The 13,982-nt window shown below is 59.5% G+C and carries 16 protein-coding genes; 7 read left to right on the plus strand and 9 right to left on the minus strand.

The genetic code is table 11. The features are described from left to right. Window positions 1-2 precede the first annotated feature (2 nt). Window positions 3-473 carry a recombination regulator RecX gene (recX, locus tag KKQ10_RS14235; RefSeq protein ID WP_215501462.1) on the plus strand — a complete coding sequence of 157 codons (471 nt, stop codon included), beginning with the start codon at window positions 3-5 and terminating at the stop codon, window positions 471-473. 54 nt (window positions 474-527) lie between these two features. Here recX and KKQ10_RS14240 read toward each other — a convergent pair whose 3' ends face one another. After that, the gene (locus KKQ10_RS14240; RefSeq protein ID WP_215501463.1) at window positions 528-1,646 is read right to left on the minus strand and encodes an LOG family protein; all 1,119 of its coding nucleotides are present in this window, start codon (window positions 1,644-1,646) and stop codon (window positions 528-530) included. A 361-nt stretch (window positions 1,647-2,007) separates the two neighbouring features. Between KKQ10_RS14240 and KKQ10_RS14245 the strand changes: the two genes are divergently transcribed. Beyond that, window positions 2,008-2,202 carry a hypothetical protein gene (locus KKQ10_RS14245; RefSeq protein WP_127652534.1) on the plus strand — a complete coding sequence of 65 codons (195 nt, stop codon included), beginning with the start codon at window positions 2,008-2,010 and terminating at the stop codon, window positions 2,200-2,202. Here KKQ10_RS14245 and KKQ10_RS14250 read toward each other — a convergent pair whose 3' ends face one another. After that, window positions 2,203-2,628, minus strand: a complete 426-nt coding sequence (locus KKQ10_RS14250; protein ID WP_127652535.1) for a PA3611 family quorum-sensing-regulated virulence factor — start codon at window positions 2,626-2,628, stop codon at window positions 2,203-2,205. 186 nt (window positions 2,629-2,814) lie between these two features. Here KKQ10_RS14250 and KKQ10_RS14255 point away from each other — a divergent pair, with 186 nt between their 5' ends. The 3 genes from KKQ10_RS14255 (at window position 2,815) to KKQ10_RS14265 (ending at window position 4,875) form a co-directional block, all read left to right on the plus strand. Continuing rightward, complete coding sequence (locus tag KKQ10_RS14255) at window positions 2,815-3,564, plus strand: tRNA-uridine aminocarboxypropyltransferase (RefSeq protein WP_127652536.1); 750 nt, start codon at window positions 2,815-2,817, stop codon at window positions 3,562-3,564. A gap of 223 nt (window positions 3,565-3,787) precedes the next feature. Beyond that, complete coding sequence (erdR, locus tag KKQ10_RS14260; RefSeq protein WP_127652537.1) at window positions 3,788-4,438, plus strand: response regulator transcription factor ErdR; 651 nt, start codon at window positions 3,788-3,790, stop codon at window positions 4,436-4,438. A 74-nt stretch (window positions 4,439-4,512) separates the two neighbouring features. Continuing rightward, entirely contained in the window at window positions 4,513-4,875 is a 363-nt protein-coding gene (locus KKQ10_RS14265) for a diacylglycerol kinase (RefSeq protein WP_042607041.1), read from the plus strand. Here the strand turns inward: KKQ10_RS14265 and KKQ10_RS14270 are convergent. Next, window positions 4,872-5,798: a LysR family transcriptional regulator gene (locus KKQ10_RS14270; protein ID WP_127652538.1), complete on the minus strand. Its 927-nt coding sequence runs from the start codon at window positions 5,796-5,798 to the stop codon at window positions 4,872-4,874. The genes KKQ10_RS14265 and KKQ10_RS14270 overlap by 4 nt on opposite strands. A 133-nt stretch (window positions 5,799-5,931) precedes the next feature. Here KKQ10_RS14270 and fpr point away from each other — a divergent pair, with 133 nt between their 5' ends. Continuing rightward, window positions 5,932-6,711 carry a ferredoxin-NADP reductase gene (gene fpr / locus KKQ10_RS14275; RefSeq protein ID WP_003222277.1) on the plus strand — a complete coding sequence of 260 codons (780 nt, stop codon included), beginning with the start codon at window positions 5,932-5,934 and terminating at the stop codon, window positions 6,709-6,711. Between the two features lie 100 nt (window positions 6,712-6,811). Here the strand turns inward: fpr and tsaA are convergent, their stop codons facing one another. From tsaA to rimO, 5 genes are all read right to left on the minus strand, one after another. Continuing rightward, complete coding sequence (tsaA, locus tag KKQ10_RS14280; protein WP_215501464.1) at window positions 6,812-7,510, minus strand: tRNA (N6-threonylcarbamoyladenosine(37)-N6)-methyltransferase TrmO; 699 nt, start codon at window positions 7,508-7,510, stop codon at window positions 6,812-6,814. 9 nt (window positions 7,511-7,519) lie between these two features. Further along, complete coding sequence (locus KKQ10_RS14285; RefSeq protein ID WP_215501465.1) at window positions 7,520-7,987, minus strand: YehS family protein; 468 nt, start codon at window positions 7,985-7,987, stop codon at window positions 7,520-7,522. Between the two features lie 73 nt (window positions 7,988-8,060). Continuing rightward, on the minus strand, window positions 8,061-8,771 hold the full coding sequence (locus KKQ10_RS14290) for an rRNA pseudouridine synthase (RefSeq protein WP_215501466.1): 711 nt from the start codon (window positions 8,769-8,771) through the stop codon (window positions 8,061-8,063). Between the two features lie 193 nt (window positions 8,772-8,964). After that, window positions 8,965-9,438, minus strand: a complete 474-nt coding sequence (locus KKQ10_RS14295) for a GNAT family N-acetyltransferase (protein WP_127649612.1) — start codon at window positions 9,436-9,438, stop codon at window positions 8,965-8,967. Window positions 9,439-9,648: 210 nt separating this feature from the next. Next, window positions 9,649-10,986, minus strand: a complete 1,338-nt coding sequence (gene rimO / locus KKQ10_RS14300; protein ID WP_024011887.1) for a 30S ribosomal protein S12 methylthiotransferase RimO — start codon at window positions 10,984-10,986, stop codon at window positions 9,649-9,651. Between the two features lie 350 nt (window positions 10,987-11,336). Here rimO and KKQ10_RS14305 point away from each other — a divergent pair, with 350 nt between their 5' ends. After that, window positions 11,337-13,178 (plus strand): potassium transporter Kup, encoded by a 1,842-nt coding sequence (locus tag KKQ10_RS14305; protein WP_414892094.1) that lies wholly within the window; start codon window positions 11,337-11,339, stop codon window positions 13,176-13,178. 233 nt (window positions 13,179-13,411) lie between these two features. Here KKQ10_RS14305 and KKQ10_RS14310 read toward each other — a convergent pair whose 3' ends face one another. Further along, window positions 13,412-13,732, minus strand: coding sequence for a DUF3077 domain-containing protein (locus KKQ10_RS14310; RefSeq protein ID WP_215501467.1), 321 nt, complete (start codon window positions 13,730-13,732; stop codon window positions 13,412-13,414). Window positions 13,733-13,982: the final 250 nt, after the last annotated feature.

Below are 13,982 nucleotides of genomic sequence, written 5' to 3' on the forward strand. Positions count from 1 at the left end.
CGATGACCACCGCCGTACTCGATACCCTCGTCGCGGTGCGGCGAACCGCCATGGACCTGCTTGCTCGACGCGAGCATGGTCGAGTCGAACTGACGCGTAAACTGCGTCAGCGTGGCGCTGAGGCGCAGATGATCGAAACAGCCCTCGACCGTTTGACGGAAGAGGGCCTGCTTTCCGAAGCCCGTTACCTTGAAAGCTTTGTTTCCTACCGTGCCCGCTCCGGCTACGGCCCTTTGCGCATTCGCGAAGAGCTGGGCCAGCGCGGTTTGCAACGCGCCGATATCGAACTCGCCCTGCGAGAAAGCGGTATCGACTGGCAGGAGCAGCTTCGGGATACGTGGCAGCGCAAGTTCTCCGGACACTTGCCCATTGATGCCAAGGAACGGGCCAGACAAGGGCGGTTCCTTGCGTATCGGGGCTTCTCAATGGAGATGATCAACCGCTTGTTCAGCGGCAGAGGGATGGACGATTAAGACGGTTAAATAAAAACGGCCCGCTATGAAAATAGCGGGCCGTTTTTTTTGCCTTCAAATAACCTTCGAGGGCTCACGTGTGTGTTGAGTGGTCTGCTGTCTGGTATGGGCCCAGTTTTCCGGGAGGTTGATGTAATCCACCAGTTCCCTGAGTCGGCCATGATCCCGGGCATTGAACGCGAAGGCCAACCGCACCAGATGGCTGTACTGTGCTTCGTCGTGTTCCTCGCCGCTGTAGGCGTGTTGATGGAACTGGTCACTCAGACACAGATCGGCGAAAGCCTCCTGCATATGCTCCAGCGCTTGATCGCTGAGCTTGTGATTCATGCGGATCACGAACTGGCGCTTGAGCCAGCGGCTGGAGTGGAAGTTGCTGTAGAACTGGTTGATCTGCTCCACCGCCTCGTCGACGCTGTAGACCAGCCGCATCAGTTTCAGGTCGGTCGGCAGGATGTAGCGGTTGTCTTCGAGTTGCTGGCGAATGAAATCCAGTGCGCCTTGCCAGAACGTACCGCCCGGCGCATCCAGTAACACCACCGGTACCAATGGGCTTTTACCGGTCTGGATCAGCGTCAGTACTTCCAGTGCCTCGTCCAGTGTGCCGAACCCGCCAGGGCACAGCACCAGCGCATCGGCTTCCTTGACGAAGAACAGTTTGCGGGTGAAGAAGAAATGAAACGGCAGCAGGTTGCCGGTGCCGTTCACGGTCGGGTTGGCATGTTGTTCGAAGGGCAGGGTGATATTGAACCCGAGGCTGTGATCGCGGCCGGCGCCTTCATGCGCGGCAGCCATGATCCCGCCACCGGCCCCGGTGATGACCATCATGTTCGAGCGTGTCAGGGCCGCGCCGAGTTCCCGGGCCATTGCATACAGTGGATGCTCGACCGGTGTGCGTGCCGAGCCGAACACGGTGACCTTGCGGCGTCCCTTGAACTGTTCCAGCACCCGGAACGCCTGCTCCAGTTCGCGCAGGGCCTGCAGGGTGATCTTGGCGTTCCAGCGGTTGTGATCTTCCTGGGCCATGCGCAGCACGGTCAGGATCATGTCGCGATAAATCGGCAGATTCGGGCTGTTGGGGGAAACCTGGTTGAGTTGTTCTTCGACCTTGCTGATGAGGTCGGGGCCGCTTTCCTGAAAATGACGGCTGAGCAGGTCATTCGGTTGGTAAGGCATTCAACGTCTCCTTCTGCACAGAGCTTGCGGCTCTGACGTGCGGCGTCAGTGCCGCGCTGCAAAAAAAACACACACACTCGGCAGCTCCTTTTTCTGCCGTGAACAAGTGATCGGGAATACTTTGAATCTAGACCCTCGTGGGCCATTGCGCTGAGTTGATCATTACGCCGCGAAGTCTTTTCTGGCAACCGTTGGTTGTCGATGGGCAAAGGGCGTTCACCGCTCGTCCGAACGTGCGCCGTAGAGCAATAGCTCTGATTTACTAACTTACAGGCACCGTACGACAGCTTTAAGTCAGCAACCGTACCCAAGGTGCGCGCTTTTCAAGGATTCGCGGGTAGCAGGCAAGGAGGCGGTATAGATGGTCAGAGTGGTTCTGGAGATCGATACGCAGCTGTATCGGATGCTGAAAGCATCAGCCGAGACCAATCAAGTGAGTCTCGAAGAGGAGTGCTGTCGTCGGTTGGCAGGTGGAGAACGACGTTCTCGCTACTTGCAGGCCCTGGTGGCCGAATTGCGCGCCGAGGATGAACAGCGGCGCGCCAATACCGGATGATTACTTCTTCTTCGCCGGGGCCGCTTTCGGGCAATCGGAATCCTGATAGCTGGCCGAGCCGATGGCTTTGTTGGTTTTATATTCACTGAAGTCGTAACGCATGATCGCGCCCTTGGCCATCAGCTTGCGGTACGACGGGTTACTGCACACCGAAGCACCCAGCTGGAAATACACGGCCTTTGGATCAGCACGCATTTTTTCGGCGTGGCTGGCTTGCACGCTCAGGTGGTTGATCAGGGTAACGCCCTCAACGGTGTAGCCCTGATCAAGAATGTCTTCGTTGATCGCCCGTGGCGTGCCGACGCTGCTTTGTTCGGCGACGTTGCGCAGTTCTCGGTTCAGATTCTGCTCTTTCAAGGACGCCGCTTGTGCGCTGAAGGACAACGCCAGCGCGATGGCGGCGGTGGGAACGATTAGGCGCAGCATGAAACTCTCCTGATTCAGTGACTGGTGGTTCGACCAGCCCTGTGGCTGTGCGTTCAGTGGCGCCGGATTATAGGGGAGCCGGTCGGGACGGTACAGGTTTGCGCTCGCCGCTCTGGTAAACTGCCGGCCTTTATTGCCTTGCCGAGTGCTGTGCGTGTCGAGTTTCCCTGCTGTGGTGCGTCGTCCGTGACCAATCATGCCCCCAACGCCGTAGCCCGCCTGCGCGACCAGCGCGAGGACGAGGGCATCAAGCCGATTCAGGCCCGTGGTTTTCGCTCCGAGCGCTGCCGCGACTGCCGGGTGATCATCAGCCATTGCCTGTGCGCCTGGCGACCGACGGTCGAAACCCGTTCCGGCGTGTGCCTGATCATGACCGGCAAGGAAGTGTTCAAACCGAGCAACACCGGCTGGCTGATCGCCGACGTGGTGCGCGACAACCACGCGTTCATCTGGTCGCGCACCGAACCCGACCCGCAGATGCTGGCGCTGCTCAATGACCCGCAATGGCAGCCGTACCTGGTGTTTCCCGGCGAATACGTCGAGCCGTCGCGGGTGACCAACACTGTCGCCGTCGATAGCAACAAGCGTCCGCTGTTCATTCTGCTGGATGCAACCTGGACCGAGGCGCGCAAGATCTTCCGCAAGAGTCCGTATTTCGATCGTTTGCCGATTCTCAGCCTGTTGCCTGACAAACTCTCGCGCTATCGCCTGCGTCGTTCCACCCGCAGCGAGCACCTGTGCACCGCCGAAGTCGCGGCGTTGTGCCTGGAACTGGCAGGGGACAGCGATGCCGCTTCAGCGCTGGACGCTTATTTCGATGTGTTCAGCCAGCATTACCTGGGCGCCAAACAACAGTTGGACATGAACGAGTCGACCCCGGCCCACGCCGAGTTGTTGCCTTATATACGAAAGCCGCAAGCGGTGTTGGCCCCATAGTGGCCCATACTTCATACAGTGGCGGCCGTGCTGCTTGACCACCCCGGCTTCGCTGGGCATGCTTGGCGCCGATTAGGGTGCGGCCAAGGTTTGAAACGCCGTGTTTGCAAGTGATTGGCGTTGAACGTGCCCCTTTGGATACCGCTGTGCGGTGGTATCTTGAGTTGCTTTGGTGAGGCCCGAATGCGTCGGGTCTGCCATCAAAAACAGGATCATTTGAAAAATGGCCACATACGACATCCTGATTGCCGATGATCACCCTCTATTTCGTAGCGCATTGCATCAAGCGGTGACTTTGGGCCTTGGCCCGGATGTACGACTGGTGGAGGTGGCGAGCATCGCCGAACTGGAAGCGCGCCTGACCGAAAAGGCTGACTGGGATCTGGTTCTGCTGGACCTGAACATGCCCGGCGCTTTCGGGTTTTCCGGGTTGGTCATGCTACGCGGCCAGTACCCGCAGATTCCGGTGGTGATGGTCTCGGCCCAGGAAGAGGCTTCGGTCATGGTCAAGTCCCGGGAGTTCGGTGCCAGTGGCTTCATTCCCAAGTCCAGCGACCTGAGCGTGATCCAGGAAGCGGTGCGCAAAGTGCTCGATGGCGACGTGTTCTGGCCGCCGCAGGCGTTCGAGGCGGTCAAAGTCTCCGACGAGGCCAAAGCTGCCAGCGATGGCCTGGCCAGCCTTACCCCGCAGCAGTTCCGCGTATTGACCATGGTCTGTGAAGGCTTGCTGAACAAGCAGATTGCCTATGAGCTGAACGTGTCCGAGGCAACCATCAAGGCCCACGTCACGGCGATCTTTCGCAAGTTGAACGTGCGCACCCGGACACAAGCTGCATTACTTCTGCAACAACTTGAGTCAATTCCGAGCCAATAATGGCCGGCGTCTTCACGCTTTTTTGACTTTTGTTGCTCTAGCTTTCCCACTCCTTTTTGGTTGGTTTTTACTTTATGTCACCTTTCAAGGGCCAGACCGGCCTGAAACGTATCCTCAACGCTTCCGGTTATTCGCTGGACGGCCTGCGCGCAGCCTTCACCGGCGAAGCGGCCTTCCGCCAACTGGTGCTGCTCAATGTGGTTTTGATTCCGCTGACGTTCTTCCTGAATGTCAGCCGTGTCGAACAGGCTGTGCTGATCGCAGTCTGCCTGCTGGCGTTGATCGTCGAGTTGCTGAACTCGGCAGTAGAGGCGGCCATCGACCGCATCTCCCTGGAGCTGCATCCACTGTCCAAGAACGCCAAGGACATGGGCAGCGCCGCGCAATTCGTGGCCCTGAGCATGATTGCCCTGGTGTGGGCGGTGATTCTGCTTTAAGCGATACTCGGCAACACGATCTCGTCGCTGCGCTGCACCCCGGCGGTGAAAGCGCGGCACAGCTCGAGAAACTCGCGCATGGCCGAGGTCTGGTATTTCTGTTTGTGCCAGATGAAGTAGAACTGCCGGGACAGATCCAGATCCGGCGTTTCCACCGCCACCAGACTGCCGCGCCGAAAGGCATCGCGCAGTGCCAGCCGCGAGATGCAGCCAATCCCCAGCCCTGATTCCACTGCGCGCTTGATCGCTTCGGTGTGTTCCAGTTCCAGACGGATATTCAGCGCACTGCGATGGTGACGCATGGCCTGATCGAAGGTCAGCCGCGTGCCAGAGCCCTGTTCACGCAGAATCCACGCCTCATGCGTCAACTCTTCCATGGTCGCGCTGCCGCGTTGGGCCAGCGGATGTTGCGGCGCACAGAACACCACCAGCTCATCCTCGACCCAACTCTGCACTTCGATGTCCGGATGGCTGCAATCGCCTTCGATTAGACCCAGATCAATTTCGTAGTGGGCGACCTGGTGCACGATGTTGGCAGTGTTCTGTACGTGCAGCTTCACCTGACTTTCCGGATGGCGCTGCATGAAGCCGCCGATCAGCAAGGTCGCCAGGTAATTGCCAATGGTCAGCGTGGCGCCCACCGACAGTGAGCCGAAGCCGGATTTGCCATTGAGCAGGTCTTCGATTTCCTTGGACTGGTCGAGCAGGGCCACCGCTTGCGGCAACAGCTGCTTGCCGAGGGCGTTGAGGCTCAGGCGTTTGCCGGCGCGATCGAACAGCTGGCAGCTGGACTGGCGCTCCAGTTCGGTGATCGAGGTGCTTGCCGCCGATTGCGAGAGGTTGAGCAGACCCGCAGCACGGGATACGCTTTCCTGCTGGGCGACGGCGACGAAGACTTGCAGTTGACGAAGAGTAAATCGCATATCGATATAACCGATAACCCTTATCTTAATAATCCAGTTAACAGATATTGTCGTCGCTATTAGAATGCGATGCAATTGCGCACTGTCGGCCGCAAAGGCGAGCGCAGACCCAATATCCAGGAGTCCCACGTACATGAGCAACATGAACCACGAGCGTGTCCTCAGTGTTCACCACTGGAACGACACTCTGTTCAGCTTCAAGTGCACCCGCGATCCGGGCCTGCGCTTCGAGAACGGTCAGTTCGTGATGATCGGCCTGCAACAGCCCAACGGCCGCCCGCTTATGCGCGCTTACTCGATCGCCAGCCCGAACTGGGAAGAGCATCTCGAGTTCTTCAGCATCAAGGTGCCTGATGGTCCGCTGACGTCGCAGCTGCAGCACCTGAAGGAAGGCGACGAGATCATCATCTCGAAGAAGCCTACCGGCACCCTGGTCCTCGACGACCTGAACCCGGGCAAGCATCTGTACCTGCTGAGCACCGGCACTGGTCTGGCGCCATTCATGAGCGTGATCCAGGACCCGGAAACCTACGAGCGCTTTGAAAAAGTGATCCTGGTGCACGGCGTGCGTTACGTCAACGAAGTCGCCTACCGCGAATTCATCACCGAGCACCTGCCGCAGAACGAGTTCTTCGGCGAAGCGCTGCGTGACAAGCTGATCTACTACCCGACCGTGACCCGCGAGCCGTTCGAGAACCAGGGCCGCCTGACCGACCTGATGCGCAGCGGCAAGCTGTTCAGCGACATCGGTCTGCCACCGATCAACCCGCAGGACGACCGCGCGATGATCTGCGGCAGCCCGAGCATGCTCGACGAGACCAGCGAAGTGCTCGACAGCTTCGGCCTGAAGATCTCGGCGCGTATGCGCGAGCCGGGTGATTACCTGATCGAGCGTGCGTTCGTCGAGAAGTAAGCACCACGAAAAAGCCCCCATTGCCGGCGAAGGCAATGGGGGCTTTTGTATGCCCGAAACATTTCCTTCATGCCTGCCACAATCCATGTAGAGCGATACTTCAGGCGTTGGCAGGGATCACTTCCAGCACGCGGATCTGCTCCGGCGTCGGGTAGTGCCAGCGTACGTCCAGATCCCAGAACTGCGCGCCGTACTCGCGCTCCGGCGCCGGCGTTTGATACGCCGGACGCGGATCCTGCGCCAGGCACTGCTCGATCAACTCGACCAAGGGCTCACCAAGGCGCTGTGCATGTGTGTGCGCCTGTTGCAGCGAGGCGTCCGTCCACTGCACGGCGATCAGCTGTGGCGCCGCGCTGGCGATGCTGTTGGTGGCGTCAGCGATGATGTCGGCGTAAGGCACATAGGGTTTGATGTCGAGAATCGGCGTGCCGTCGAGCAAGTCTATTCCCGAGATGAACAGCCGATTGGCCTCGACCTTGTCCAGCTTCACGACTGACTGGCCGATGCCATTGGGACGGTGGGTGGCGCGGGTGGCGAACACGCCCATGGACTTGTTGCCGCCCAGCCGTGGCGGGCGCACTTTCAGGCGCGGCTTTTCTTCCAGCGCCTGATGAAACAGGAACAGCAGCCAGACATGACTGACCTGCTCCAGACCTTGCACGGCGTCACCCTGATCGAACGGCGCCACCAGTTCCAGCACGCCACGGGCGGCGGGGGCCAGTTGCGGCTGGCGCGGGATGGCGAACTTCTCCTTGAAGCAGGAGCGCACGAAGCCGATAGGAGAGACGCTGTAAGTCATCTTCCGCGATCAGCCGCGAACGCGCAGAGTCAGGCCCTTGAGGAAGTTGCGCAGCAACTGGTCGCCGCACGGGCGGTAGTTGGTGTGGCCGACCTTGCGGAACAGCGCGCTCAGCTCAGGCTTGGACACCGGGAACTCGGCAGCCTTGAGGATGGCGTGCATGTCGTCTTCTTTGAGTTCGAAGGCCACACGCAGCTTCTTCAGGATGATGTTGTTGGTCACCGGCACTTCGATCGGCTGCGGCGGACGGCTTTCGTCCTTGCCCCGCTTGAAGATCACCAGGCCATCGAGGAAGTGCGCCATGACTTCGTCCGGGCAGCGCACGAAGCCTTCTTCGTCTTCTTCTTTCTTGTCGAGGTACGCGACCACGTCTTTCAGCTCCGCGTCCATGCCGCCGAGCTTGATGATCTCGATGACTTTCTTGTCGCTGATGTCGAGCATGTAGCGCACGCTGCGCAGTACGTCGTTATGAATCATGTGGGCAATCCTGATATTTCGTTGTGGGCAACGCGCAGGCGCGTTGCCGGAATGTGTGGCGGCTACAGAGGCGTCAGAACTTCTCTTTGCCGGACAGGTAGCGCCATTGGCCGACCGGAACCTTGCCGATCGACACGCCGCCGATGCGGATGCGGCGAATACCGATGACCTTCAGGCCAACCGCTTCGCAAAACTGGGCGATGATCCCCGGTTGCGGGTTCTTCATGGCGAAGCGCAGACGGTTTTCGTTCTGCCAACTGGCCTTGACCGGCGGCAGCTCCTTGCCCTTGTGGGTAAGGCCGTGCTGCAGGCGATTGAGGCCGTGAGCGACCATGTCGCCTTCGACTTCAACTACGTATTCCTGCTCGATCTTGGCCGCGTCGGCGGTGAGCTTGCGCAGCGCTTTCCAGTCCTGAGTGAACACCAGCAGGCCGCTGGCGCCGGGTTGCAGATCGGCACTGGCGGTCAGGCGCAGGAAGTGCCCGCGCAACGGACGTTTGCCGTAGCGGTGTTCTTCGCTGAGGGTGTCGGCGCCGAGCGTTTGCATGGCGGTGTCGACGTCCATGCCGGCCGGCACGTTGAGCAGCAGGGTGACTGGCTCGGGCGCGGTGGCCTTGGCGTCCTTGTCGAGCTCGACTTTCTGGTCGCCGACCTTGAACTGCGGCTCGTCGATCACTTCGCCGTCCACGGTGACCCAGCCGCCCTCGATGAACAGCTCGGCCTCCCGGCGGGAGCAACCAACCAGTTCGATGAGGCGTTTGGAGAGGCGAATCGGGTCAGTCATGACAGGGCCGTAACAAAAAAGGGGTGGGCATTGTACCTGCCTGGCGCCGGTTAAGCCCGGTTCCATTTCACGGTGTGGCTTTTTGTAGGAGTGAGCCTGCTCGCGATAGCCATCTGACATTTGACATGGATGTTGGCTGATCTGGCGCTATCGCGAGCAGGCTCACTCCTACATGGGTTTTTTTTGTGGTGTGTCAGGCATGGTTTGAGCGCTGTTGATTCTGACGCAAGCGCATATGCAGCAACGGATACGGCTGGCCCATGCCATCGACTTCCGAGCGACCGATCACTTCAAAACCTTGCTTGAAGTAAAAGCCCAGTGCCTGCGGGTTCTGTTCGTTGACGTCCAGTTCATCGGCGTTCAGGTGCTGCATGGCGTAGTTCAGCAGTTTCTTGCCCAGCCCCTGACCCCGATGGGCGGGATCGATGAACAGCATCTCGATCTTGCCCGCCGCGACCCCGGCGAATCCGGTAATGCGCTGCTGATGATCCTTGGTGCAGATCAACATCACCGCGTCCAGATAACGGGTGAGCACCAGATTGCGCAGCAACTCGATGTAACTGTCCGGCAGAAAATCATGGGTCGCGCGGACCGAGGCCTCCCAGACCCGGGTCAGTTCCTGATAATCGCTGAGTTTCGGCGTGTGAATGACCGAATGCTGACGCATGCCCGATGGCCTCATGTTCGTTTCAAGGGAGTCCGTCCCCCGCTAAACGATAGCCGTAAAAAAGCCCCGCATCTCGTAAAAAGAGCGGGGCTTTTCAAATTCAGTACAACGTCTGCAGGAGCTGCCGAAGGCTGCGATCTTTTGATCCTTGCTGTTAAAAGACAAAGTCAAAAGATCGCAGCCTGCGGCAGCTCCTACATCAGTCAGGCGTCAAATCTGTTCAGCCCACAGGTCGTATTCGTCGGCGTCAGTCACCTTGCACCAGACCTTGTCGCCAGGCTTGAGGTTGCTGCCGTTATCGATGAACACATTGCCGTCGATTTCCGGGGCATCGAAGAAGCAGCGGCCGACCGCGCCTTGCTCGTCGACTTCGTCCACCAGCACTTCGATCTCGCGGCCGATGCGCATCTGCAGACGGGCCGAGCTGATTGCTTGCTGGTGCGCCATGAAGCGCTCCCAACGGTCCTGCTTGACGTCGTCCGGGACCACTTCCAGGTCCAGGTCATTGGCGGGCGCGCCGTCTACCGGCGAGTACTGGAAGCAGCCGACGCGGTCGAGTTGGGCTTCGGTCAGCCAGTTGAGCAGGTACTGGAAATCTTCTTCGGTCTCGCCCGGGAAACCAACGATGAAGGTCGAACGGATGATCAGGTCCGGGCAGATTTCGCGCCAGTTCTTGATCCGCGCCAGAGTCTTGTCTTCGAACGCCGGGCGTTTCATCGACTTCAGCACTTTCGGGCTGGCGTGCTGGAACGGGATGTCCAGGTACGGCAGGATCTTGCCGGCGGCCATCAGCGGGATCAACTCGTCAACGTGCGGGTACGGGTAAACGTAGTGCAGACGAACCCAGACGCCCAAGGTGCTCAGCGCTTCGCAGAGTTCGGTCATGCGGGTTTTCACCGGCGCGCCGTTCCAGAAACCGGTGCGGTATTTCACGTCGACGCCGTAAGCGCTGGTGTCCTGAGAGATCACCAGCAGCTCTTTGACGCCCGACTTGACCAGACGCTGGGCCTCGTCGAGTACGTCGCCGACTGGACGGCTCACCAGTTTGCCGCGCATCGACGGGATGATGCAGAAGCTGCAGCTGTGGTTGCAGCCTTCGGAAATCTTCAGGTACGCGTAGTGACGCGGGGTCAGCTTGATGCCTTGCGGCGGCACCAGGTCGATCAGCGGGTTGTGATCCTGACGCGGCGGCACCACTTCGTGCACCGCGTTGACCACTTGTTCGTACTGCTGCGGACCGGTCACGGCCAGCACGCTCGGGTGTACGTCGCGGATGTTGCCTTCTTCCACGCCCATGCAACCGGTGACGATCACCTTGCCGTTTTCCTTGATCGCCTCGCCGATCACTTCCAGCGATTCAGCCTTGGCCGAATCGATGAAACCGCAGGTGTTGACCACGACCACGTCGGCGTCCTGATAGGTGGACACCACGTCATAGCCTTCCATGCGCAGCTGGGTCAGGATGCGCTCGGAGTCGACCAGTGCTTTCGGGCAACCCAGAGATACGAAGCCAACCTTTGGATTGGCCGGCGCAGGAGTGGTGGACATGTCTAACCTCGGTGTTTTGTGACGCCGCTTTCCTGATGCGAAAAGCCGACGGACGGGCGCTTGAAGGGCGCCTCTGATCAAAAAGTGCGCAATTCTAGCGGTGAGCAACGCACTTGACCAGCTTTATGCAGGGAAATACGACGAGTGCTGCGCTATGCTTCGCGCCGTTGAGCTTTACCAATTTTTTACAGTCAACAAAACGTCTGTAACAACGGGTAAAACAGCGCATGCTGCACCACAAAGCATAGTGCTTCATTTAAGAAGCCGGTTCTGAGAAGTAGGAGTGTTGGATGGGTCAGGCAAGTAGTCAGGCGGCGGGCGCCGAGCATTCGGCTGCAAAACCGCTGAGCATGCTGGTCGCGGCAGTCGGGGTGGTTTACGGCGACATCGGCACGAGCCCGTTGTACACCCTCAAAGAAGTGTTTTCCGGCGCGTATGGCGTGCCCGTCAATCACGATGGGGTGCTGGGCATTCTGTCGTTGATCTTCTGGTCGCTGATCTGGGTCGTCTCGATCAAGTACATGATGTTCGTCCTGCGCGCCGACAACCAGGGCGAGGGCGGCATCATGGCGCTGACCGCACTGGCACGTCGTGCGGCGGGCAAGCGCAAGAAGTTGCGTTCGTTGCTGGTGGTTTGCGGGCTGATCGGTGCGGCGCTGTTTTATGGCGACAGCATGATTACCCCGGCGATTTCCGTTTTGTCGGCGATCGAAGGCCTGGGCCTGGCATTCGATGGAATTGATCACTGGGTGGTACCGCTGTCGCTGGTGGTGCTGGTCGGGTTGTTCCTGATCCAGAGCCACGGTACGGCGCGGATCGGCATTCTGTTCGGGCCGATCATGGTCACCTGGTTCCTCGTCCTCGGCGCCCTCGGCGTCTATGGCATCAGCCACACCCCGGACGTACTACACGCACTGAACCCGGTCTGGGCGGTGCGTTTCTTCATGGTGCATACCGGCATGGGCGTGGCAATTCTCGGCGCGGTGGTGCTGGCGCTGACCGGTGCCGAAGCGTTGTATGCCGACATGGGCCACTTCGGCCGCAAGCCGATTGCCCGTGCGTGGTTCCTGCTGGTGCTGCCGGCGCTGGTGCTGAACTACTTCGGTCAGGGCGCTCTGCTGCTGGAAAACCCGGAAGCGGCACGTAACCCGTTCTACCTGCTGGCGCCGAGCTGGGCGCTGATTCCTCTGGTGGGATTGTCGACGCTGGCAACTGTCATTGCATCGCAAGCGGTCATTTCCGGCGCGTTCTCCCTGACCCGTCAGGCGATCCAGCTCGGTTACATCCCGCGCATGTACATTCAGCACACCTCCAGCGACGAGCAGGGCCAGATCTACATTGGCGCGGTGAACTGGGCGTTGATGGTTGGCGTGGTGCTGCTGGTGCTGGGCTTCGAATCCTCCGGCGCTTTGGCCTCGGCCTACGGCGTGGCAGTCACCGGCACCATGCTGATGACCACCATTCTGGTGTCGGCGGTGATGCTGCTGCTGTGGAAGTGGCCACCGATCCTCGCGGTGCCGGTGCTGATCGGTTTCCTGCTGGTGGACGGCCTGTACTTCGCCGCCAACGTGCCGAAGATCGTCCAGGGCGGTGCATTCCCGGTAATCGCCGGTATCGCCTTGTTCGTGCTGATGACCACCTGGAAGCGCGGCAAGCAATTGCTGGTCGAGCGTCTCGACGAAGGCGCGCTACCGCTGCCGATCTTCATCAGCAGCATCCGCGTACAACCGCCGCACCGGGTGCAGGGCACGGCGGTGTTCCTCACCGCGCGCTCCGACGCCGTGCCTCACGCGCTGTTGCACAACCTGCTGCATAACCAGGTGCTGCACGAGCAAGTGGTGCTGCTGACCGTGGTCTACGAAGACATCCCGCGTGTGCCGTCATCGCGCCGCTTCGAGGTTGAGGCCCACGGCGAAGGCTTCTTCCGGGTGATCCTGCACTTCGGCTTCACCGATGAGCCGGACGTGCCGCAGGCGCTGAAGCTGTGTCATCTGGATGATCTGGATTTCAGCCCGATGCGTACCACGTACTTCCTCAGCCGCGAAACGGTGATTGCTTCGAAGCTTGAAGGCATGGCGCGTTGGCGTGAGGCGTTGTTTGCGTTCATGTTGAAGAATGCCAATGGCAACCTGAGGTTCTTCAATCTGCCGCTGAACCGGGTGATTGAGCTGGGGACGCAGGTGGAGATGTAGTCCTGCATCAACTGAAAAGCCCCCGTCAGCCTTGCGGCTGGCGGGGGCTTTTTTGTGTCTGTGCATAAACTTCAAATCCACTACAAAATCCCCTGTGGGAGCGAGCTTGATGGCGAAGACGTAGTGTCAGTCGAACACTTCAGATCAAAAGATCGCAGCCTTCGGCAGCTCCTACAGGTTTTGCATTCCATGTAGGAGCTGCCGAAGGCTGCGATCTTTTGATCTCTGTGTCTCTACAGGTTTTCAGACAGATTGGATTCGGTCTTCGTCCGCGCAGGTCGTGGGATTAGCGCTTGGATCACGTCATCAATCAAAGCCTTGCCCATCACCGTCAGGTAATGCGCGGCCCAGGCATGGCGGTCGGTGTCTGTGTTGTAGGCGGCATCCTCGGCGAAGGATTTGGCGAGGCACAGCAGGTCGGACGCTTGTGACAAGGCATCGGCGATGGGGATGCCGGAGCGAACGTTGAAAAACGCTTGATCCGAGTTGTAGAGGAAAGGGGTGAAGCCGACGGTTTTAAGGTGTGCGAGTCCGTGCTGATCAGTTTCGGTCATCGTGTTACTCCTTGGTTCGAAGTGCCGCGACTTTCGTTACCACGCGAAAGGGAGGCAGCTGTACGCAGGGTGGTAAACCGGGAACCAAGGAAACCGGCACGCCCGAAAGCGTCCCACGCACAGCCGCCAAAACTCGATGAGCTTGCTGTCGTGTTGGTTTCTCCGGGTTACCACACCCGATCGCTGAATGAGTCAGCGACGTCCGGAGAGTATCCCGTCAAAAAACAGCGCAACAGGGCAGCAAGCCGCT

Origin of the sequence: Pseudomonas sp. MG-9 (genome assembly GCF_018729515.1) — a bacterium.
GTDB classification, from domain to species: Bacteria; Pseudomonadota; Gammaproteobacteria; order Pseudomonadales; family Pseudomonadaceae; genus Aquipseudomonas; species Aquipseudomonas serboccidentalis.